Origin of the sequence: Streptomyces sp. NPDC048002 (genome assembly GCF_040653275.1) — a bacterium.
Classification (GTDB): Bacteria; Actinomycetota; Actinomycetes; order Streptomycetales; family Streptomycetaceae; genus Streptomyces.
In genome coordinates, this window is record NZ_JBEZNL010000008.1 from 155,963 (window position 1) to 176,057 (window position 20,095).

At 71.8% G+C, this 20,095-nt stretch carries 15 protein-coding genes and 1 tRNA gene; 9 read left to right on the forward strand and 7 right to left on the reverse strand.

The window, feature by feature from the left end:
* Positions 1-5: 5 nt before the first annotated feature.
* The 4 genes from efeB to AB0E07_RS13925 all read left to right on the forward strand — a co-directional run bounded on the left by efeB (position 6) and on the right by AB0E07_RS13925 (position 5,015).
* Positions 6-1,328 (forward strand): iron uptake transporter deferrochelatase/peroxidase subunit, encoded by a 1,323-nt coding sequence (gene efeB / locus AB0E07_RS13910; protein ID WP_362250058.1) that lies wholly within the window; start codon positions 6-8, stop codon positions 1,326-1,328.
* A 69-nt stretch (positions 1,329-1,397) separates the two neighbouring features.
* Positions 1,398-2,330: a prephenate dehydratase gene (pheA, locus tag AB0E07_RS13915; RefSeq protein WP_362250061.1), complete on the forward strand. Its 933-nt coding sequence runs from the start codon at positions 1,398-1,400 to the stop codon at positions 2,328-2,330.
* A 598-nt stretch (positions 2,331-2,928) separates the two neighbouring features.
* The gene (gene serS, locus AB0E07_RS13920) at positions 2,929-4,206 is read left to right on the forward strand and encodes a serine--tRNA ligase (protein WP_362250064.1); all 1,278 of its coding nucleotides are present in this window, start codon (positions 2,929-2,931) and stop codon (positions 4,204-4,206) included.
* Positions 4,203-5,015, forward strand: a complete 813-nt coding sequence (locus AB0E07_RS13925) for an HAD family hydrolase (protein WP_362250067.1) — start codon at positions 4,203-4,205, stop codon at positions 5,013-5,015. Before serS ends, AB0E07_RS13925 begins: the two co-directional genes overlap by 4 nt.
* Positions 5,016-5,351: 336 nt before the next feature.
* Here the strand turns inward: AB0E07_RS13925 and AB0E07_RS13930 are convergent.
* From AB0E07_RS13930 to AB0E07_RS13950, 5 genes are all read right to left on the reverse strand, one after another.
* Positions 5,352-5,436, reverse strand: a tRNA-Ser gene (locus AB0E07_RS13930).
* Between the two features lie 267 nt (positions 5,437-5,703).
* A complete protein-coding gene (locus tag AB0E07_RS13935; RefSeq protein ID WP_362250070.1) occupies positions 5,704-6,423 on the reverse strand; it encodes an ABC transporter permease in 720 nt (239 codons plus the stop codon).
* Positions 6,424-6,433: 10 nt separating this feature from the next.
* A complete protein-coding gene (locus AB0E07_RS13940; RefSeq protein WP_362250073.1) occupies positions 6,434-7,345 on the reverse strand; it encodes an ABC transporter ATP-binding protein in 912 nt (303 codons plus the stop codon).
* Positions 7,342-8,241, reverse strand: a complete 900-nt coding sequence (locus AB0E07_RS13945; RefSeq protein ID WP_362250075.1) for an ABC transporter permease — start codon at positions 8,239-8,241, stop codon at positions 7,342-7,344. The genes AB0E07_RS13940 and AB0E07_RS13945 overlap by 4 nt, the downstream gene beginning before the upstream one ends.
* The gene (locus AB0E07_RS13950) at positions 8,231-9,193 is read right to left on the reverse strand and encodes an ABC transporter ATP-binding protein (protein ID WP_362250268.1); all 963 of its coding nucleotides are present in this window, start codon (positions 9,191-9,193) and stop codon (positions 8,231-8,233) included. Before AB0E07_RS13950 ends, AB0E07_RS13945 begins: the two co-directional genes overlap by 11 nt.
* Before the next feature lie 235 nt (positions 9,194-9,428).
* On the opposite strand from AB0E07_RS13950, the gene AB0E07_RS13955 reads away from it, so the two are divergent.
* From AB0E07_RS13955 to AB0E07_RS13975, 5 genes are all read left to right on the forward strand, one after another.
* On the forward strand, positions 9,429-10,271 hold the full coding sequence (locus tag AB0E07_RS13955) for a M24 family metallopeptidase (protein WP_362250078.1): 843 nt from the start codon (positions 9,429-9,431) through the stop codon (positions 10,269-10,271).
* Positions 10,268-12,022, forward strand: coding sequence for an SDR family oxidoreductase (locus AB0E07_RS13960; RefSeq protein ID WP_362250081.1), 1,755 nt, complete (start codon positions 10,268-10,270; stop codon positions 12,020-12,022). Before AB0E07_RS13955 ends, AB0E07_RS13960 begins: the two co-directional genes overlap by 4 nt.
* 230 nt (positions 12,023-12,252) lie before the next feature.
* Positions 12,253-12,831 carry an RNA 2'-phosphotransferase gene (locus tag AB0E07_RS13965; RefSeq protein WP_362250084.1) on the forward strand — a complete coding sequence of 193 codons (579 nt, stop codon included), beginning with the start codon at positions 12,253-12,255 and terminating at the stop codon, positions 12,829-12,831.
* A gap of 227 nt (positions 12,832-13,058) precedes the next feature.
* Positions 13,059-13,961 (forward strand): LLM class flavin-dependent oxidoreductase, encoded by a 903-nt coding sequence (locus AB0E07_RS13970; protein ID WP_362250087.1) that lies wholly within the window; start codon positions 13,059-13,061, stop codon positions 13,959-13,961.
* Positions 13,962-14,094: 133 nt separating this feature from the next.
* Positions 14,095-14,982: a Cof-type HAD-IIB family hydrolase gene (locus tag AB0E07_RS13975; RefSeq protein ID WP_362250090.1), complete on the forward strand. Its 888-nt coding sequence runs from the start codon at positions 14,095-14,097 to the stop codon at positions 14,980-14,982.
* Positions 14,983-15,022: 40 nt separating this feature from the next.
* On the opposite strand, the gene AB0E07_RS13980 is transcribed toward AB0E07_RS13975, so the two are convergent.
* The gene (locus AB0E07_RS13980) at positions 15,023-16,069 is read right to left on the reverse strand and encodes a M23 family metallopeptidase (RefSeq protein WP_362250093.1); all 1,047 of its coding nucleotides are present in this window, start codon (positions 16,067-16,069) and stop codon (positions 15,023-15,025) included.
* 173 nt (positions 16,070-16,242) lie between these two features.
* Positions 16,243-20,061, reverse strand: coding sequence for a thiol reductant ABC exporter subunit CydD (cydD, locus tag AB0E07_RS13985; RefSeq protein ID WP_362250096.1), 3,819 nt, complete (start codon positions 20,059-20,061; stop codon positions 16,243-16,245).
* Positions 20,062-20,095: the final 34 nt, after the last annotated feature.

Genomic DNA, 20,095 nt, shown 5'->3' on the forward strand with positions numbered 1-20,095 from the left:
CGACCATGGCTGACCAGTCCATCCCGGAGACCCGGACCCCCCGGCGCGAGGAGAGCCTCCCCGCCGAACCCCCGGCCGGCGTCTCCCGTCGCACCCTGCTCGGCACCGCCGCGGCCAGCGGTCTGGTGCTCGGCGCGGCGGGCGGGGCCGCGGGCTACGCCGCCGCACCGGCGGCGGCCACCCCCCTCACCTCGCTCGGCACCGGGCAGGCGATGTTTCACGGGAAACATCAGCCCGGCATCCTCCAGGCACTCCAGGCCCGCGGCCATCTCGTCGCCTTCGACCTCACGGCGGGCGCAGGCCGCAAGGAGGCGGCCGCCCTGCTGCGCCGCTGGTCCCGGACGGCAGAGCGGCTGATGGCCGGTGAACCCGCGGACTCCGCGGACACCGGCGTGGCCCTCGACGCCGGACCCTCCTCCCTGACCGTCACCTTCGGCTTCGGCCACAGCTTCTTCACCCGCACCGGACTGGAGAAGCAGCGCCCGGTCGCCCTCGACCCGCTGCCCGACTTCTCCTCCGACCGCCTCGACAAGGCCCGCAGCAACGGCGACCTGTGGGTGCAGATCGGCGCCGACGACGCGCTGGTCGCCTTCCACGCCCTGCGCGCGATCCAGAAGGACGCCGGCTCCGCCGCCCGCGTCCGCTGGCAGATGAACGGCTTCAACCGCTCGCCGGGCGCCACCGCCCACCCCATGACGGCCCGCAATCTCATGGGCCAGGTCGACGGCACCCGCAATCCGAAGCCCGCCGAGTCCGACTTCGACGAGCGGATCTTCGTCCCCGCCCCCGACGCGAAGGACACGCAGGGCACACAGGGCACGCAGGACCCCGCGTGGATGGCGAACGGCTCCTACGCCGTCGTACGCCGCATCCGCATGCTCCTCGACGACTGGGAGCAGCTCTCCGGCAAGGAGCAGGAGGACGTCATCGGGCGCCGGAAGGCGGACGGGGCGCCCCTGTCCGCGCCCGCCGACGGCACCGAGACCACCGAGATGGACCTGGAGAAGACGAACGCCGACGGCGACCTGGCCGTCCCGATCAACGCCCACGCCCGTATCTCCCGGCCCGACCAGAACGGCGGGGCCGCGATGCTGCGGCGGCCGTTCTCCTTCCACGACGGGATCGCCGCGGACGGGACCCCCGACGCGGGACTGCTGTTCGTCTGCTGGCAGGCCGACCCGCTGCGCGGCTTCGTCACCGTGCAGCGCAAGCTCGACCGGGGCGACGCCCTGTCGCGGTTCATCCGCCACGAGTCGAGCGGCCTGTTCGCCGTCCCCGGCGGCGCGGCGGAGGGAGAGTACGTCGGCCAGCGGCTGCTGGAGGGGTGAAGACCGGGGAGATCACCCGGTCGTGAGACGCGGGTCCGGGGCCGCCCCCGCGGCCATTAGGGTGAGGTCATGCCAGCGAGCTACGCGTATCTCGGCCCCGAGGGCACCTTCACCGAAGTCGCCCTGCGCACGCTTCCGGAGACGGCCACCCGGGAGCTGATCCCGTACGTGTCCGTCCAGTCCGCGCTCGACGCGGTCCGGGTGGGCGAGGCCGAGGCCGCGTTCGTCCCCATCGAGAACTCCGTCGAGGGCGGCATCACCACCACCCTCGACGAACTGGTGGCCGGCACCCCGCTGATGATCTACCGCGAGGTGCTGCTGTCGATCACCTTCGCGCTGCTGGTCCGCCCGGGCACCGCGCTCTCCGACATCAAGACCGTCTCCGCGCACCCGGCCGCCCAGCCGCAGGTCCGCAACTGGCTGCGCAAGCACCTCCCCGAGGCCGCCTGGGAGTCCGCCGCCTCCAACGCCGACGCCGCCCGCCTGGTCCAGGAGGGCCGCTACGACGCCGCCTTCGCCGGGGAGTTCGCCGCGGCCCGCTACGGCCTGGAGGTCCTGGAGAGCGGGATCCACGACGCGGAGAACGCCCAGACCCGGTTCGTGCTGGTGGGCCGCCCGGCCCGGCCCGCGGCCCCGACCGGCGCCGACAAGACCTCCGTCGTGCTGTGGCAGCGCGACGACCACCCCGGCGGGCTGCGCGACCTGCTCGGCGAGTTCGCGACCCGTGGCATCAACCTGATGCTGCTCCAGTCCCGGCCCACCGGTGCGGGCATCGGCAACTACTGCTTCTGCATCGACGCCGAGGGGCACATCTCCGACCGGCGGGTCGCGGACGCCCTGCGGGGCCTGAAGCGCAGCTGCCTGGAGGTGCGCTACCTCGGCTCGTACCCGCGCGCCGACGTGGGCGTGGACGGGGTGGCCGCGCCGCGTCCCGGTACGTCGGACGAGGAGTTCCTGGACGCCTCGGACTGGGTGGCGCGCTGCCAGGACGGACGCTTCTGAGGAACCGCGCCGCGCTCCCCGCCCCTGGGGCGGTCCGGGGCTTCGGTGACTCTCAGCGACCGATTCTTTCCGGTCCTATCTACCGATCATCGTTATCCACAGAAGTTATCCACAGGCCGACCTCTCGACCTGGGGACAAGTCGACACCATGCCATGACCCAGTCGACAAATCGCCCTACAGCACCCCACCTCGTCCACCGTCGCGCAGTTCACCCTTCGTCCACTCGTTTCCTGCGAGCAATCCTTTGAGGCGACTCATATCCACTCGATCGTGGGCGTAAAGGAGGTTTGGCCTGGGAATCACCGGGTCGGGTCGAGGTATTCGGAGTGATCAATTCCGGAGTCCACAGATCTTCCACACAGCCTGTGGATAACTCACCCGAGGGTGTGGACGCCTGTGGATTACGGAGACCCAAGTCCCGCTCCCCGCAAGGAAATCCAGTCAACACCGCTCCCGCCGCATGATCCGTCCCAGGGAATGAGACGTCTTTTATTGACACCGTGGGCAATTCCGTCATAACGGAACGTAAGGAACAGTTCGGGGTGGCTCGGGAAAGCGAGTCGTGAGTTGCGACGCGGCCCCGGTAGCCTGGGCCGCGTGATTGACCTTCGCCTGCTCCGTGAGGACCCCGACCGTGTGCGCGCCTCCCAGCGCGCCCGTGGAGAGGACGTCGCGCTCGTCGACGCTCTCCTGTCCGCCGACGAACGGCGCAGGTCGTCCGGCGTCCGCTTCGACGAGCTGCGTTCCGAGCAGAAGTCGCTCGGCAAGCTCATCCCCAAGGCCACTCCCGAGGAGCGCGTCGAGCTGCTCCAGAAGGCGGAGCAGCTGAAGACGGACGTCAAGGCCGCCGAGGCGACGCAGAACGAGGCCGACGAGGAGACCAAGCGGCTCGTCCTCCGGCTCGGCAACCTCGTCCACCCGGACGTTCCGGTCGGCGGCGAGGAGGACTTCGTCGTCCTGGAGACGCACGGCACCATCCGTGACTTCGCCGCCGAGGGCTTCGAGCCCAAGGACCACCTGGAGCTCGGCGAGGCGCTGGGCGCCATCGACGTCGAGCGCGGCGCGAAGGTGTCCGGCTCGCGCTTCTACTACCTCACCGGTGTCGGCGCGCTGCTGGAGCTGGCCCTGGTCAACGCGGCCATCGCGCAGGCCACCGCGGCGGGCTTCATCCCGATGCTGACCCCCGCGCTGGTCCGCCCGCGCGCGATGGAGGGCACCGGCTTCCTCGGCCAGGCCGCGGAGAACGTGTACCACCTGGAGAAGGACGACTACTACCTGGTCGGCACCTCCGAGGTCCCGCTCGCCGCGTACCACATGGACGAGATCGTCGACGCCGACAAGCTGCCGCTGCGGTACGCCGGTTTCTCGCCGTGCTTCCGCCGCGAGGCCGGCACCTACGGCAAGGACACCCGGGGCATCTTCCGGGTGCACCAGTTCGACAAGGTCGAGATGTTCTCCTACGTGGCCCCCGAGGACGCGGAGAACGAGCACCAGCGGCTCCTGGAGTGGGAGAAGCAGTGGCTCACCGGCCTGGAGCTGCCCTTCCAGGTCATCGACGTCGCCTCGGGCGACCTGGGCGCGTCCGCCTCCCGCAAGTTCGACTGCGAGGCGTGGATCCCGACCCAGGGCAAGTACCGCGAGCTGACCTCGGCCTCCAACTGCGACAGCTTCCAGGCGCGCCGACTGTCCGTGCGGATGCGGGACGGCAAGAAGGTGCAGCCGCTGGCGACCCTCAACGGCACGCTGTGCGCGGTTCCCCGGACGATCGTGGCGATCCTGGAGAACCACCAGCTGGCCGACGGTTCGGTGCGGGTGCCCGAGGTGCTGCGGCCGTACCTGGGCGGCCGGGAGATCCTGGAGCCGGTCGCCAAGTGAGCACCGCATTCCCCTACGGGCTGATCGCGACCGACCTCGACGGGACGCTGCTGCGTTCCGACGACACGGTCTCCGTACGCACCCGTGAAGCGCTCGCCGCGGCCACCGCGGCGGGCGCCGCGCACATCGTCGTGACCGGGCGGGCGGTGCCCTGGACCCGGCACATCCTGGACGACCTCGGCTACCAGGGACTCGCGGTGTGCGGGCAGGGCGCGCAGGTCTACCACGCCGGCGAGCACCGGCTGCTGACGTCGGTGACGCTGGACCGGCAGCTGGCCGGGGTGGCGCTGGCGAAGATCGAGGCGGAGGTCGGTCCGCTGTTCCTGGCGGCGAGCCGGGACGGGCTGGACGGCGATGTGCTGGTCGGGCCGGGTTACGCGGTCACGGGCAAGCTGCCCTCGACGCCGTTCAGTGACGCCGCGGACCTGTGGTCGGCGCCGCTGAACAAGATCTACATACAGCATCCGGAGCTGTCCGACGACGAGCTGGCGCAGGCCGCACGGCAGGCCGCGGGCGGTTTCGTCACCGTGGCGATGGCGGGCGAGGGGATCGTCGAGCTGCTGCCGCTGGGGCTGTCGAAGGCGACGGGTCTGTCCATCGCGGCCCGGCGTCTCGGCCTGAAGGCCGCCGACACGATCGCGTTCGGCGACATGCCGAACGACATCCCCATGTTCGCCTGGGCGGCCCACGGCGTGGCCATGGCCAACGCCCACCAGGAGCTGAAGGCGGTGGCGGACGAGTCCACCACGTCCAACGACGAGGACGGAATCGCCAAGGTCCTGAACCACCTCCTGACCACCACCGACTGAGGATCCGGCAGGAGCCACCGGCAACCTCCGGGCATCGGCCCACCTCAGGGCTTCGGCCCACCTCAGGGCTTCGACCGACCTCCGGGGTTCGACCGACCTCCAGGGTTCGGGTGAACTCCGCGCCCAGGTACCCACCCCAGGGGCGCGGGGAACTGCGCGACAAGCCCCCACCGGCGGCCGGCCGAAACACATGCCCAGGGCCCGGAAGAACCCCGAGCCCCGAAACCAACCCCAGGGGCGCGGGGAACTGCGCGACAAGCCCCCACCGGCGGCAACCCGCAAACACAACGGACCGCACCCCGAACCAGCTCACCCAGTCCCAGTGACAACGTCTCGCGGAGGATGCACGGATCGAACGTGCGCGGGCGTGAACCCGACCACGGCTTAGCAAGCCGGTGCCTTACCACTCGGCCAATCCTCCGGGTGGGCGGCCTCACGCGAAGTGGGATTCGCGTGCTCGAAGCGGCCGCCCCGGGCAGTGCGCTCGCGGGGTGACTCGACGGTGGGTAACTACACCGGAGCCGGCCGCGGACTGCCCTGACGGGAGCTGGACGTACTGTCGTGCATGGACATCGCCCCGCTCCTCTCCCGGTCGGTGGCGCCGTGACGATCCCCGGCGTCCTGGACACAACCATCGTGCCGGTCGGCCGAGTTGGGCGCCACCGATTAATCCGCGGGGCGGTCCGGCCTACTCCTCGCCGGCCAGCGTCAGCGAGCGCAGCTTCTGGCCCGCGTACCAGGTGGCCAGCACGGTGACCGAGATCAGCAGCACCGTCGCGGTGACCAGGCCGACGTCGGAGACGACCAGCTCCCCTCCGGTCACCTCGTGGGCGACGGCGAGGGACCACTGCTGGACGCTCAGGGTGCGGGCGCCGGACACCAGGGAGCCGAACAGGGCCTCCCAGACCAGGGCGTAGACCAGTCCGAACACCACCGCGTGCCGCGACACCGTGCCCAGGAGCAGGAAGAGGGCCGCGTAGGCGATGGAGGCGACCAGCGCGGCCACCGTGTAGGCGACGGCGATCTGACCGCCGTTGCCGTTGAGGATGAAGCCCGAGATCAGGGTGGGCACCGCGGAGAACACCATGGTGACCGCGACGGCCACGATCAGCTTGGTGAAGATGATCGTGGGGCGCTTGATCGGCTTGGAGAGCAGGTACACCACCGAGCCGTCGTCGATCTCGGGGCCGATCGCCCCGGTGCCCGCGATGACGCCGATGATCGGCACCATCGTGGCGAGGGCGAGCCCGCCGAGCAGGTCGGAGGCGGTCTGGTCGTCGACGCCGGCCAGCGCGCGCACGATCACCGAGATGACGATGAGCAGCATCGGCAGGGCGCCGAGGATCAGGGCCCGGCGGCGGCCGAGCAGGGCCCGGTAGGTGAGCCGGGCGACTGTGGGGTCGTACATCTTCGGCCTCCTACGCGGCGACGAGATACGAGAAGACGGACTCGAGGGACTCGTCGGACGGCGAGACCGTGTGCAGCCGGATGCCCTGGTCGCGGGCGACCCGGGGCAGCAGCGCGGTGAAGCGGGCGAAGTCGACGGCCTGGACGCGCAGCGCGCCCTCCGCGAGGTCGACCTCGATGCCGGAGGTCGACGGGTCGGCGATCAGCGCGGCCGCGAGGGCGCGGTCGTCGCTGGAGCGCACCAGGTAGCGGTGCGGGCGGTCGGTCATCAGCCGGCGGATGCGGCGGAAGTCGCCGCTGGCCGCGTGCCGGCCCGCGACCACGACCTCGATGTGCCAGGCGAGCTGTTCGACCTCTTCGAGGATGTGGGAGGAGAACAGGACGGTGCGGCCCTCGTCGCCCATGCGGCGCAGCAGGTCCATCAGCTGCATGCGCTGGCGCGGGTCCATGCCGTTGAAGGGCTCGTCCAGCAGGAGCAGCGAGGGGTCGTGGACCAGGGCGGAGGCCATCTTCACGCGCTGGCGCATGCCCTTGGAGTACGTCTGGATCTTGCGGTCCTGGGCGTACTCCATCTCGACGGTGGCCAGCGCCTTCTGGGCCGCCTTGGCGCCCAGGCCGTGCAGTTCGGCGTTGGCGAGGACGAACTCGCGGCCGGTGAGGAAGTCGTACATCGCCTCGCGCTCGGGGACGATGCCGATGTGCCGGTAGATGTCCTCGTTGCGCCAGACCTGCTGTCCGTCGAGGGTGACGGTGCCGCTGGAGGGGGCGAGGAAGCCGCCCATCATGTTGATGAGGGTGGACTTCCCGGCGCCGTTGGGGCCGAGCAGGCCGGTGACTCCGGGGCCGATGGTCATGGTGATGTCGTTGACGGCGACCACGTTGCCGAACCAGCGGGAGACGTGGTCGATGGAGAGCGTGGTCACAGTCCGGCCTTTCGGTAGCGGCGGATCAGCAGGCCGTAGGTGGCGGCGATCACGCCGAGTGCGACGAGCACGTACACCGCGCCCTCGCCGTTCGACGGGCCGATGCCGCCGGGGAAGGCGGAGGCGGCGCCCAGGAAGGCGGACTGCACGCCGTCGATCAGGGTGATCGGCGAGAACAGGCCCATCCAGGCGATGGCGTCGCCGCTGCCCTGGGCGTCGGCGATGGCCTGGAGGGTGGAGACCGCGCCGTAGGTGATGGTCAGTACGGCGATCACGGCGGCGATGCCGAAGCCGCGGCGCGGGGTGACGGCGGCGATGACCAGGCCGAGGCCGGCGAAGAGCAGGGAGAGCAGTGCCACGGAGACCAGGCCCTGGGCGAATCCCTTCGTCTGTTCGGTGAAGTCGAGTTTGGCGAGCAGCGCGCCCACGTAGAGGACGAGCAGCGGGCCGGCGGTGAGGATGAACAGGGCGGAGGCCAGGGCCGCGTACTTCGCCCGGACGTAGTCGGCGGTCTCGATGGGCCGCGAGAAGTACAGCGGGACGGTCTTGAAGCGCAGGTCGCGGGAGACGGACTGGGGTGCCTGCGAGGCGACGAAGAGACTGATGACCGCCTGCATGACGATCGCGTAGCGGGTGTAGTCGACGGGCAGGTCGTTGGCCTTGGTGGCGACGGCGACCGCGACCATGATGGCCGCCGGCACGCACATCACCACGAACAGCAGCATCGGCAGCACCTTGGACTTGGCCGAGCGGCCGAGGCCGTAGGCGCCGCGCAGGGACTGCGAGTAGAGGGAGCGGGTCGCGTAGGAGCGGCCCAGGCGGGGGCCGTCGTAGTTGCGGTAGCCGATGTCGTGGATGCGGGTCTGGTCACCCGTCACGGGCTGGTCAAGAGCCATGGACGGCCGCCTCCTTCCGCTGCTCGTCGCTGTCGGTGAAGACCTCGGAGATGTGGTGCCTGCGCTGTTCCATGCGCACCAGGCCGAGGCCGAGGTCGGCGATGACGTCCCGGACCAGGTCGTAGGTCTCCTCGCCCTGCGCGGTGAGCAGCAGGACGTGTCCGGCGCCCGGCAGTCCGCTGCCGGACTCGACGCTCACCCCGCGCGCCTGGAGCGCCTCGCGCACCGTGCGGGTGCCGTCGGGGTGTTCGTCGGTGTCGGTGACCTCGATGGCGAGGGTGGTCGTGGTCTGGGTGAAGTCGGTGGTGGAGCTGGAGCGCAGGAGCTTGCCGCCGTCGACGACGACGACGTGGTCGCAGGTCCGTTCCAGTTCGCCGAGGAGGTGGGAGGTGACCAGGACCGAGATGCCGAAGTCGGTGTGGATGCGGCGGATCAGGCCGAGCATCTCGTCCCGGCCGACCGGGTCGAGGCCGTTGGTCGGCTCGTCGAGGAAGACCAGGTCGGGGTCGTGGACGAGGGCCTGCGCCAGTTTCACGCGCTGCTTCATGCCGGTGGAGTAGCCGCCCATGGGGCGGTAGCGCTCCTCGTACAGGCCGACATGGCGCAGGGTGTCCGCGGTGCGTTCGCGCGCGGCGGTCGGCGGCAGTCCGGACATGCGCGCCATGTGGACGACGAACTCGGTGGCCGAGACGTCCGGCGGCAGGCAGTCGTGCTCGGGCATGTAGCCGACGCGCTCACGGATGGCGGCGCCCTTGGTGGCGACGTCGAGGCCGAGCACCTCGGCGCGGCCCTCGGTGGCGGGGGACAGACCCAGCAGGATCTTGATCAGTGTGGACTTGCCGGCTCCATTGGCTCCGACGAGTCCGGTCACACCGGGCCCGACGTCCACGGAGAGCCGGTCAAGCGCGGTCACCCGGGGGAACCGCTTGCTCAGGCTTTCGGTCGCGATCACAGTCACGTCATCGACGGTAGTGACGCGGAACACGCCGGTCGTCAGACCGTAGAGCAGTCTTGGGGTCCCTCTGGAGTCGTACGGGTCCTTAGGGGTCACCCTGAGGTCGAACAACGAGGGCCCCGGAAGCGCCGTCCGTCCTCGCTATTGACGGAGCTTCTAACAAGTGTCAGATTCACGGGTGTCTCGGGTGTCACGTTACGAGCGCGTACCGCAACCGGTGGGACGGGGTGCCATGACCACGGCAGTGACCAGTGAACGCGCGGCGGAGCTGGAAGGTTTCCGCCGTGTGCAGCGTCTCGCCTACACGTGCGCGGAGGCGGTCGCGGCCCAGCTCAAGCCGGGCGTCACCGAGCGTGAGGCCGCTCGGATGCAGCGCGAGTGGCTGTCCGCGCGCGGGGTCCGCGACTGGTTCCACCTCCCCTTCGCCTGGTTCGGCGACCGGACGGCCTTCGCGGGCTTCCGGGTCCCGCTCCAGTTCTTCCCCACCGGCCGCCGGCTGGAACCCGGCATGCCGTTCATCCTGGACATGGCTCCGGTGCACGAGGGCTTCACCGCCGACATCGGCTACTCGGGCTCGCTCGGGGTGAACCCGGTCCAGGACAGACTCATGGACGACCTGCGTGACCACCGCGAGCTGATCCTGCGCGAGGTGCGCGAACGCCGCTCGCTGCGGGAGATCTACGAGGACGTGGACCGGCTGATGGTCCGCCAGGGCTACGCCAACCGGCATCGCGCCTATCCCTTCGGGGTGATCGCCCACAAGGTGGACCGGGTGCGCGAGCGCCGCTTCTCGCCCCGCCTGTTCGGATTCGGCGCGCAGTCCCTGAAGGGCCTGGCCGCGGACGCGCTGCACGGCCACCGCGAGGGCTGGTCGCCGCTGTGGTCGCCGTACCGCTTCTCCGACCACCCGCCGCGGCCGGGCCTGTGGGCGGTCGAACCCCATCTCGGTTTCCGCGGCACCGGCGCGAAGTTCGAGGAGATCCTGGTCGTCACGGACTCCGCGGACCCCGCCGAGAGCGCCTTCTGGCTGGACGACGATCTGCCGCACACGCGGCGCTGGACGGAGGAGAAGTGACGCTTCAAGGCGCGCGCGAGCGCTGGGTGCGGACCGGCGGGGTCGAGCTGTGCGTGGTGGAGCTGGGCGACCCCGCCCGGCCGACCGTGCTGCTGGTGCACGGCTACCCGGACAGCAAGGAGGTGTGGTCCGAGGTCGCGGCCCGGCTGGCGGACGACTTCCACGTGGTGCTGTACGACGTCCGCGGCCACGGCCGCTCCACGGCCCCGCAGCCGCTGCGCGGCGGTTTCACGCTGGAGAAGCTGACGGACGACTTCCTCGCCGTCGCGGACGCGGTGAGCCCGGACCGGCCGGTGCACCTGGTGGGCCACGACTGGGGCTCGGTGCAGTCCTGGGAGTTCGTGACGGTGCCGCGCACCGAGGGCCGGATCGCCTCCTTCACCTCCATGTCGGGTCCGTCCCTGGACCATTTCGGGCACTGGATCCAGCGGCGCGTGAAGCGCCCCACACCGCGCCGGGTGGGCCAACTCCTCGGCCAGGGCGCGAAGTCCTGGTACGTCTACCTGCTGCACACCCCGGTCCTGCCGGAGCTGGCGTGGCGGGGACCGCTGGGCAGGACCTGGCCGCGCATCCTGAACCGGATGGAGAAGCTGCCGTCGGACAACTACCCGACTCCGTCGCTCCCTTCGGACGCGGCGCGTGGGGCGTGGCTGTACCGCGACAACGTCCGGCCACGGCTCCGCCGCCCGCGCCCCGACGCGTACGCCCACGCGCCGGTGCAGCTGATCACCCCGCTCGGGGACGCCTTCCTCTCCGAGCGTCTCTACGACGAACTGGAGAAGTGGGCTCCGCAGTTGACCCGGCGGACGCTGCCCGCCAAGCACTGGGTGCCGCGCACCCGCCCCGACCAACTGTCCGACTGGATCGGAGCGTTCGTGAACTCCGTGGAGGGCGGCCGGCACGAACCGGGGACGGGCGGCCGCTACGCCGACCGGTTCGGGGGCCAGTTGGTCCTGATCACGGGCGCGGGCAGCGGCATCGGCCGGGCCACCGCGTACGCCTTCGCCGAGGCGGGCGCCCGGATCGTCGCGGTCGACCGGGACGGCGAGGCCGCCTGCCGTACGGCGGAGATGTCCCGTCTGTGCGGCGCGCCCGAGGCCTGGGCCGAGACGGTCGACGTCTCCGACGAACAGGCCATGGAGAAACTGGCGGAGAAGGTCGCGACCGAGTACGGAGTGGTCGACGTCCTGGTGAACAACGCGGGCGTCGGTCTGGCGGGCCCCTTCCTCGACACGACGCCCGAGGACTGGCGGAAGGTCCTCGACGTCAACCTGTGGGGCGTCATCCACGGCTGCCGCCTCTTCGGCAGGCAGATGGCGGACCGCGGGCAGGGCGGTCACATCGTCAACACGGCTTCGGCGGCGGCCTATCAGCCCTCGCGTGTCCTGCCGGCCTACAGCACGACGAAGGCCGCGGTCCTGATGCTCAGCGAGTGCCTGCGCGCCGAACTCGCCGATCAGGGCATCGGGGTGACGGCCATCTGCCCGGGACTCGTGAACACCAACATCACATCTACGGCTCGGCACGCCGGAGTTGACGCGGAGGAGGAGGCGCGGCGCCAGAAGCGGTCGGCGCGTCTGTACGGGCTGCGCAACTACCCGCCGGAGAAGGTGGCGGACGCGATCCTGAAGAGCATCGTCGACAACGCGGCCGTGGTGCCGGTAACTCCCGAGGCGCATGGCTCCCGTTGGCTCTCACGCTACGCGCCGGGAGTGCTGCGGAGGCTCGCCCGGGTGAAGCCGCCGGTGTGATCACCGTGACGTGTGGGGCAGTTGGGCAACAAGGTTTCCTCTGCGGGCACTTGGCGCAACCCGGCCCAACTGTCCCCATGTGAAACGATCTTGACGAAACCCCTTGATCTGACGGCCCGTTGTCCACAGAACCGCCAAATCGGCTGTGGATAACACGAGTTGCCTGTGGATCAAACGTCCGTCCTCAAAATCGTTCGCGTGATTCACGTCTCTCCCGCCACGCTGTGGGCATGAACGAAAGACCCATGGACGCGCAGCGCACGGTGAAGGTGTCGAAGTACCTCTCCAAGCATCTGCGCCATCAGCCCGAGCGGATCGGTCTCACCCTCGACGAGGCCGGCTGGGTGGAGATCGACACCCTCATCGCCGCCGCCACGGCCCACGGCTTCCGGTTCACGAGAGCGGAACTGGACCACGTGGTCGCCGCGAACGACAAGCGCCGCTTCGCCGTGGACGGCACCCGTATCCGGGCCAGCCAGGGCCACAGCGTCGCGGTGGAACTGGGCCTGGCTCCGGCGGCTCCGCCGCCGTATCTGTTCCACGGGACCGTCGCGCGCAACCTGGACGCGATCCGCGCCGAGGGCCTGCGCCCGATGAACCGCCACGACGTGCATCTGTCGGCCGACCGGGAGACCGCGACCCGGGTCGGGGCGCGCCGGGGCAGGCCCGTGGTCCTCTCCGTCGACTCCGGCGCCATGCACCGCGACGGCCATGTCTTCCACGTCAGCGACAACGGCGTGTGGCTGACCCAGGCGGTCCCGCCGCGGTACGTGCGCTTCCAGGAAGCGGATCATGACACGGGGAGCTGACTATGGCGGGGGACCGAGCTATGACGCGGGAACCGGATCATGACGCGGGGACCTGACCATGGCGCTGGGACCGGGCCGGGACGCGGGGACCTGACCATGGCGCTGGGACCGGGCCGGGACGCGGGAACCGGATCATGACGCAGGTAGCTGACCATGACTCGGGGACCGGATCATGACGCGGGGTGGCCGTTTCACGTGAAACCCGTTCGGCCGCCTACGCTCGCACCATGAGCCTGCGCCTGAGCACCGTGATCCTCCCCTACCGACGCTGGCACGAGGGGAGCCGCGAGACCTGGCGGCGAGCGGAGCAGCTCGGTTTCCACACCGCCTACACCTACGACCACCTCTCCTGGCGCTCCTTCCGGGACGGCCCCTGGTTCGGCGCCCTGCCGACTCTGACCGCAGCCGCGGCCGTCACCGACCAGCTGCGCCTGGGCACCCTGGTCACCTCCCCCAACTTCCGCCACCCGGTGACCCTCGCCAAGGAGCTGATCTCGCTCGACGACATCTCGGGCGGCCGGGTCACCCTCGGCATCGGCGCCGGCGGCACCGGCTTCGACGCCACCGCGCTCGGCCAGGAGCCCTGGACCCCGCGTGAGCGGGCCGACCGCTTCACCGAGTTCGTGCCGCTGCTGGACCAGCTGCTCTCCGAGGACACCGTCTCCTTCGAGGGCGACTTCTACTCCGCCCACGAGGCCCGCAACATCCCCGGCTGCGTCCAGCGCCCCCGGCTGCCCTTCGCGGTCGCCGCGACCGGACCCCGCGGACTGCGGCTCGCCGCCCGGCACGGCCAGGCCTGGGTGACCACCGGCGACCCGAAGCTGTACGAGGAGGGCACCCCCGAGCAGTCGGTTCAAGCCATTCGCGGGCAGATCGAGAAGCTGGGCGACGCCTGTGCCTCGATCGGCCGGGACGCCGGGGCCATGGACAAGATCCTGCTCACCGGGTTCACCCCCGACCGCGCCCGCCCGCTGGAGTCCCTCGCCGCGTTCGTGGACTTCGCGGGCCGCCACCGCGAGTTGGGCTTCACCGAGCTGGTGATCCACTGGCCGATCCCGGACTCCGACTTCGCCGCCGACGAGAAGGTCTTCGAGCAGATCGCCACGGAGGCCACGTCCCAGCTCCAGTGAGCCGTGGGCGGGAGGGCCCGTCACGGTCGGGTGCGGCAAGGGGGACGGGCGGCCCGTCCGGGCCTGGTTTGCCCGGGTTCGTTGGGGCGGTTCCCACTCACCTGTGCACACTCCCGCACGGGCGTGCGGGCATATGCGGGACAATGGCCCGGTGACCTCAGCGACTCGACAGCCCGAGACCCCGGCCGCCGCCCTTCCGCCCCGGCTGATCGCCACCGATCTCGACGGCACCCTGCTGCGGGACGACAAGTCCGTCTCCCCCCGCACGGTCGCTGCGCTCGCCGCCGCGGAGGAGGCGGGCATCGAGGTCTTCTTCGTGACCGGCCGCCCCGCCCGCTGGATGGACGTCGTCAGCGCCCATGTGCACGGCCACGGCCTCGCGATCTGCGGCAACGGCGCCGCTGTGGTCGATCTGCACGGCGGCCCCGGCGCCCACCGCTTCGTGATGGTGCGCGAACTGCCCCGGGCGAACGCCCTGGACGCGGTACGGCACCTGCGCGACGCGGCTCCCGGCACGGTCTACGCGGTCGAGCAGACCTACGGCTTCCACCAGGAGCCGGACTACCCCAAGCTGCACATGGAAGTCCCCGACAGCCTCGCGCCCGCCGAGCAGCTGCTCGCCGAGGACGCCCCGCACGCCGACGAGCCGGTCCTCAAGATCCTGGCCTACCACCCCGACCTCGACCCGGACGCCTTCCTCACCCTGGCCCGCCTGGCCATCGGCGACCGCGCCAACGTCACCCGTTCCAGCCCCAGCGCCCTGCTGGAGATCAGCGGCCCCGACGTCTCCAAGGCCAGCACGCTCGCCCTGTGCTGCGCCGAGCGCGGTATCTCGCACGAGCAGGTCGTGGCCTTCGGTGACATGCCCAACGACGTCGAGATGCTCACCTGGGCCGGACGCTCCTACGCCATGGGCAACGCCCACCCGGACGTGGTCGCCGCCGCCTCGGGGCGGACGGTCGCCAACAACGACGACGGCGTGGCGGTCGTGATCGAGCGCCTGCTCACCGAGCGGGCCTAGCCGGTCCGACCGGTCCAGCGGGGGTTGCCGGCCCGGCCGCTCAGCCGAGGTTCACCTGCCGGGCCGCCAGCCAGGCCTCCGGGTCCACCGCCGAGCCCGACTCCGGAGTGACCCGCACCTCGAAGTGCAGGTGCGGTCCGGTGGAGTTGCCGCTGGTCCCGGCCTGGCCGATCCACTGCCCCGTGCTCACCCGCTCGCCCTGGTCGACGGCGACGGCGGCGAGATGCGCGTACTGGGTGTAGTAGCCGCCCGGATGCGCCAGCACGACCTCCACGCCGAAGGGACCTCCGCAGGAGACCCGGGCCACCCGTCCGGCGCCGACCGCGCGCACCGGCGTGCCGATCGGCACCGCGAAGTCCTGCCCGGTGTGCCGCCGTGCCCAGCGGGCCCCGCCACTGCCGTAGGACGCCGACAGCTCGTACGTCTCCAGGGGCGCCACCCAGGCCGTGGTGAACTGCGAGGGCGGCTGGTCCAGCCGGACCGCGCCGCGGCACGAGCCGGCCGCCACCGCGGCGTCGGCCCGGTCCTGCAACTGCCATCGGGCCTCTTCTAGCTTGCCCTCGATGTCCTTCTTCAGGGACGCGAGTTCAGTGTTGCGCCGGTCCAGCTCGCGCCAGGTCGCCGCGGCCTTCTCCTCGTCGGCGGCGAGCCGGGCCTCCGCCCGGCGGCTCTTCTCGATGGCGTTGTTGACGGCCAGGTTGGTCCGCGAGAAGACGTGCTGACCGCGCATCAGCTCCTCCGGGCTCCTGGCGAGGATGATCTGCGCGGTGACCGGCATGCCGCCGCCGCTGCGGTACTGGGAGCGGGCGATACGGCCCAGGTCCTCGTGGAGGACGCCGATCTCCTGCCGCTGGCGCTCCAGCAACCGCTCGAACCGCTGCGCCCGCGCCCGCTGCGTCTCCGCCTCCAGGCGCCCGGCCTCGTACCGCTGGGTGGCGAGTGCCGCGTCCTCGTACAGTCGGGCCACCTCGGCGCTGAGTCCGGAGTCGTCGATCATGTCGCCGGCGTCGGTGGGCCGGGCCGCGAGCACCGCGAACGCGCACAGCAGGGCCGGAACGAGCAGCGGGTGACGCCGATATGAACGCATGTCAGCGATCGTGGCCCGCACCCGCGCACCCGGTCCTGTTCAAGTCGTACGCCCGGGGGAACGGTTGGCCCGGACGGGCGAGATACCGGGCAGCGGGCGGGAGGGGGTAGCAGGCGGCGGGCGGGAGGGGGCAGCACGCGGCGGGACGCCGGGCAGGCCGCCGGGGGCGCTGCCTAGCCCACCGCCATCAGCAGGTCCGCCTCCGCCTCTCGCTCCGCCATCGTCCGCAACGGCCCCGCCACGGCCATGAGATCCTCGTACGGCCCGTGCTGGACCACCCGTCCCGCGTCGAGGACGACGACCTCGTCCACCGCTTCGAGACCGGCCAGCCGATGTGTGATGAGCAGCGTCGTACGGCCCTCGGTGGCCGCCAGCAGGTCGGCGGTGAGCGCGTCGGCGGTGGGCAGGTCGAGGTGCTCCGCCGGCTCGTCTAGGACGAGCACGGGGAAGTCGGCGAGCAGCGCGCGGGCCAGCGCCAGCCGCTGCCGCTGCCCGCCGGACAGCCGGGCCCCGTGTTCGCCGACCAGCGTGTCCAGCCCGTCGGGCAGCCCCTCGGCCCAGTCCAGCAGCCGGGCCCGGCCGAGCGCGTCGCGCAGGTCGTCCTCGGTGGCGTCCTTCCGGGCGAGCAGCAGGTTCTCCCGCACCGAGCTGTCGAAGAGGTGCGCGTCCTGGGCGCACAGCCCCACCAGCCGCCGCACCTCGTCGCTCGGCACGGCGTACGCGTCGACTCCGCCGAGCGTGTACCCGCCCGCCCCGGCGTCCAGGAACCGCAGCAGCACCTGGGCCAGTGTCGTCTTGCCCGAGCCGGACGGTCCGACCACGGCGATCCGGCGGCCCTCCGCCAGGGTCAGGTCGACACCGCGGAGCGCGTCCCGCTCCTGGCCCGCGTGGCGGGCGGTGAGGTGCCGGAGCACGACCGGGAACGGCGTCACGGGCGCCTGCCGGGGCCGCTGCGGCTCCCGTACGGGCTCCGGCGCGTCCAGCACCTCGTACACCCGCTCGGCGCTCCTGAGGACGCGCTGGCGGTACTGCACGGCCAGCGGCAGCCCGAGGACGGCCTCGAAGGCGGCCAGCGGGGTGAGCACCACGACGGCCACGGCGACTCCGCTCAGCCTTCCGTCGGCGATGCCCTGGGCGGCCACGAGGGCGGTGACGGCGACCGTCAGGCCCGAGATCAGCGCGGTGAGTCCGTCTCCGAGCGCGGTGGCGGTGGCGGCGCGCGAGGCGATCCGGGTGAGGGTGCCGTCGGCGCGCCGCGCTTCGGCGGCACGGGCGGGCAGGGCTCCGGCGACGGTGAGTTCGGCGGTTCCGGTGAGCAGGTCGGTCACCCGTGTCGCCAGGACGCCGCGGGCAGGGGCCAGGCGGCGCTCGGCACGCCGGGCCACGGCACCGGTGACGAGGGGAACTCCGGCGCCGGCCGCCAGCAGGCCCACGGCGAGCACGGCGCCGGCCTCGGGCAGCAGCCAGGCCGTGAAGCCGACGGACGCCGCCGACACGGCGGCCGCGGCTCCGGCGGGGAGCAGCCAGCGCAGCCAGTAGTCCTGGAGGGCGTCCACGTCGGAGACGAGCCGCGACAGCAGGTCGCCGCGCCGGGTCGTGCGCAGTCCGGCGGGCGCCAGCCGCTCCAGGCGCCGGTACACGGCGACCCGGGTGTCGGCGAGCATCCGCAGCACGGCGTCGTGGGACACGAGTCGCTCGGCGTACCGGAAGACGGCCCGGCCGATGCCGAAGGCGCGCGTCGCCGTGACGGCCACCATCAGGTAGAGCACGGGCGGCTGTTGGGAGGCGCGGGAGATCAGCCAGCCCGAGGTGGCCATGAGCCCGACCGCGCTGCCGAGGGCGAGGGAGGCGAGCAGCAAGGCCAGGGCGAGCCGGCCTCGGCGGGCACCGGACATCGCACGAACACGCGCGAGCACACCGCCCCGGCTGCCCACGGCACCGGCGGCTCCGCCGGAACGGGGGTCCGCGGCGTCTCCGGGGACACCGGCGGCACAGTCGGCGGCTCCAGCCGCTCCAGCCCGACCAGCGGCACCGACAGGGTCGGCGGCACCGGCGCAACCGGCAGGACCGGTGTCGCCCGCTCCGATCGCTTTAGCAGGACCGGTGTCGCCCACTCCGACCGCTCCGACCGCTCCGACCGCTCCGACCGCTCCAGCAGGACCGTCGGCCCCTACGCCTTCCGCGGCTCCACTCGCCGCGCTCTCGCCGACGCTCAGCCCGGCCCCGCGTCCCGGAGTCGCGGCGAGGTCCGCATCCGCACCGGCGGCCACCACCGAAGCCCGGGGAGCCGTGACGGCCGTCGGCACCGCACCCCGCGTCCCGGCCCGCTCCGAGGGCGCGCCCGGCTCGGGCACAGGCACCGGCGCCTCCGGCAGCCGCACCACACGGTCGGCGATCCCGAGCAGCGCGGGCCGGTGCACCACCAGGAGCACCGTGCGGCCGACGGCCAGTCGCCGTACCGCGGCGACGACCTCGGCCTCGGTCTCACCGTCCAGCGCGGCCGTCGGCTCGTCGAGCAGCAGCACCGGCCGGTCGGCGAGGAAGGCGCGGGCGAGCGCGAGGCGTTGCCGCTGCCCGGCGGAGAGCCCGGCACCGTCCTCGCCGAGCACGGTGTCCGCGCCGTGCGGCAGCGCGGCCACGAACTCCAGCGCCCCGGCGTCGCGCAGGGCCCGTGCGACGGCGGTGTCATCGGCGTCCGGCCGGGCCAGCCGGACGTTCTCGGTGATCGTCCCGGCGAACAGGTGCGGCCGCTGCGGCACCCACGCGATCCTCGACCGCCACTGCTGAAGGTCCAGGCCGCCGAGTTCGGTACCGCCGATCAGCACCCGCCCCTCGGCGGGCTCCACGAAGCCCAGCAGGACGTTCAGCAGGGTCGACTTGCCCGCCCCGCTGGGGCCGACGAGCGCCACGGTCTCCCCGGGCTCGACAGCGAAGGACACGTCCGACACGGCGTCTCCGGACCTGCCGGGGTAGCGCACGGTCACCCCGTCGAAGGCCAGCGCGCCCGACGGGACGTCCGCGGTTCCGGCAGCCGGGGCCGGTGTTTCGAGGACCTCGAAGATCTCCTCGGCCGCCGCCAGCCCCTCGGCCGCCGCGTGGTACTGCGCTCCCACCTGGCGCAGCGGCAGATACGCCTCGGGGGCGAGGACAAGGACGACCAGACCGATGTACAGGTCCATCTCGCCGTGCACGAGCCGCATGCCGATCGTCACGGCGACCAGGGCCACGGAGATCGTGGCCAGCAGTTCCAGGGCGAAGGAGGACAGGAAGGCGATCCGCAGGGTCCGCATCGTCGCCTGCCGGTACTCGCCGGTGATCCGCCGGATCGACTCGGCCTGTGCCTTGGCCCGGCCGAACACCTTCAGCGTGGGCAGTCCGGCGACGACGTCCAGGAAGTGCCCGGAGAGCCTGGACAGCAGCCGCCACTGACGGTCCGTCCGCGACTGGGTGGCCCAGCCGATCAGCATCATGAAGACCGGGATCAGGGGAAGGGTGCCGACGATGATGGCCGCCGACACCCAGTCCTCGGTGACGATCCGCGCGAGCACCGCGACCGGCACCACGACCGCGAGCCCCAACTGGGGCAGATAGCGCGAGAAGTAGTCGTCGAGGGCGTCGACACCGCGGGTGGCGAGCGCCACCAGCGATCCCGTGCGCTGCCCGGCGAGCCACCCCGGGCCCAGCTCGGCGGCACGGTCCAGCAGCCGCCCCCGCAGCTCCGACTTGACCGCCGCGCTCGCCCGATGGGCGGCCAGCTCGGTGAGCCAGGCCACCACCGCCCGGCCGACCGCGACGGCCGCCAACAGCAGCAGGGGAGTGCGCAGTTCGGCGACGGACATGCCGTGCTGGAAGGCACCCACCACCACCTCGGCGATGAGCATCGCCTGGGCGATGACGAGCAGCGCCCCCACCACGCCCAGACCGACCACCGCCATCAGGAAGAGGCGGGTGGCCCGGGCGTACCGGAGCAGGCGCGGATCGATTGGTTTCACGTGAAACACACCTCAATGCCCAGATTCACTGCAC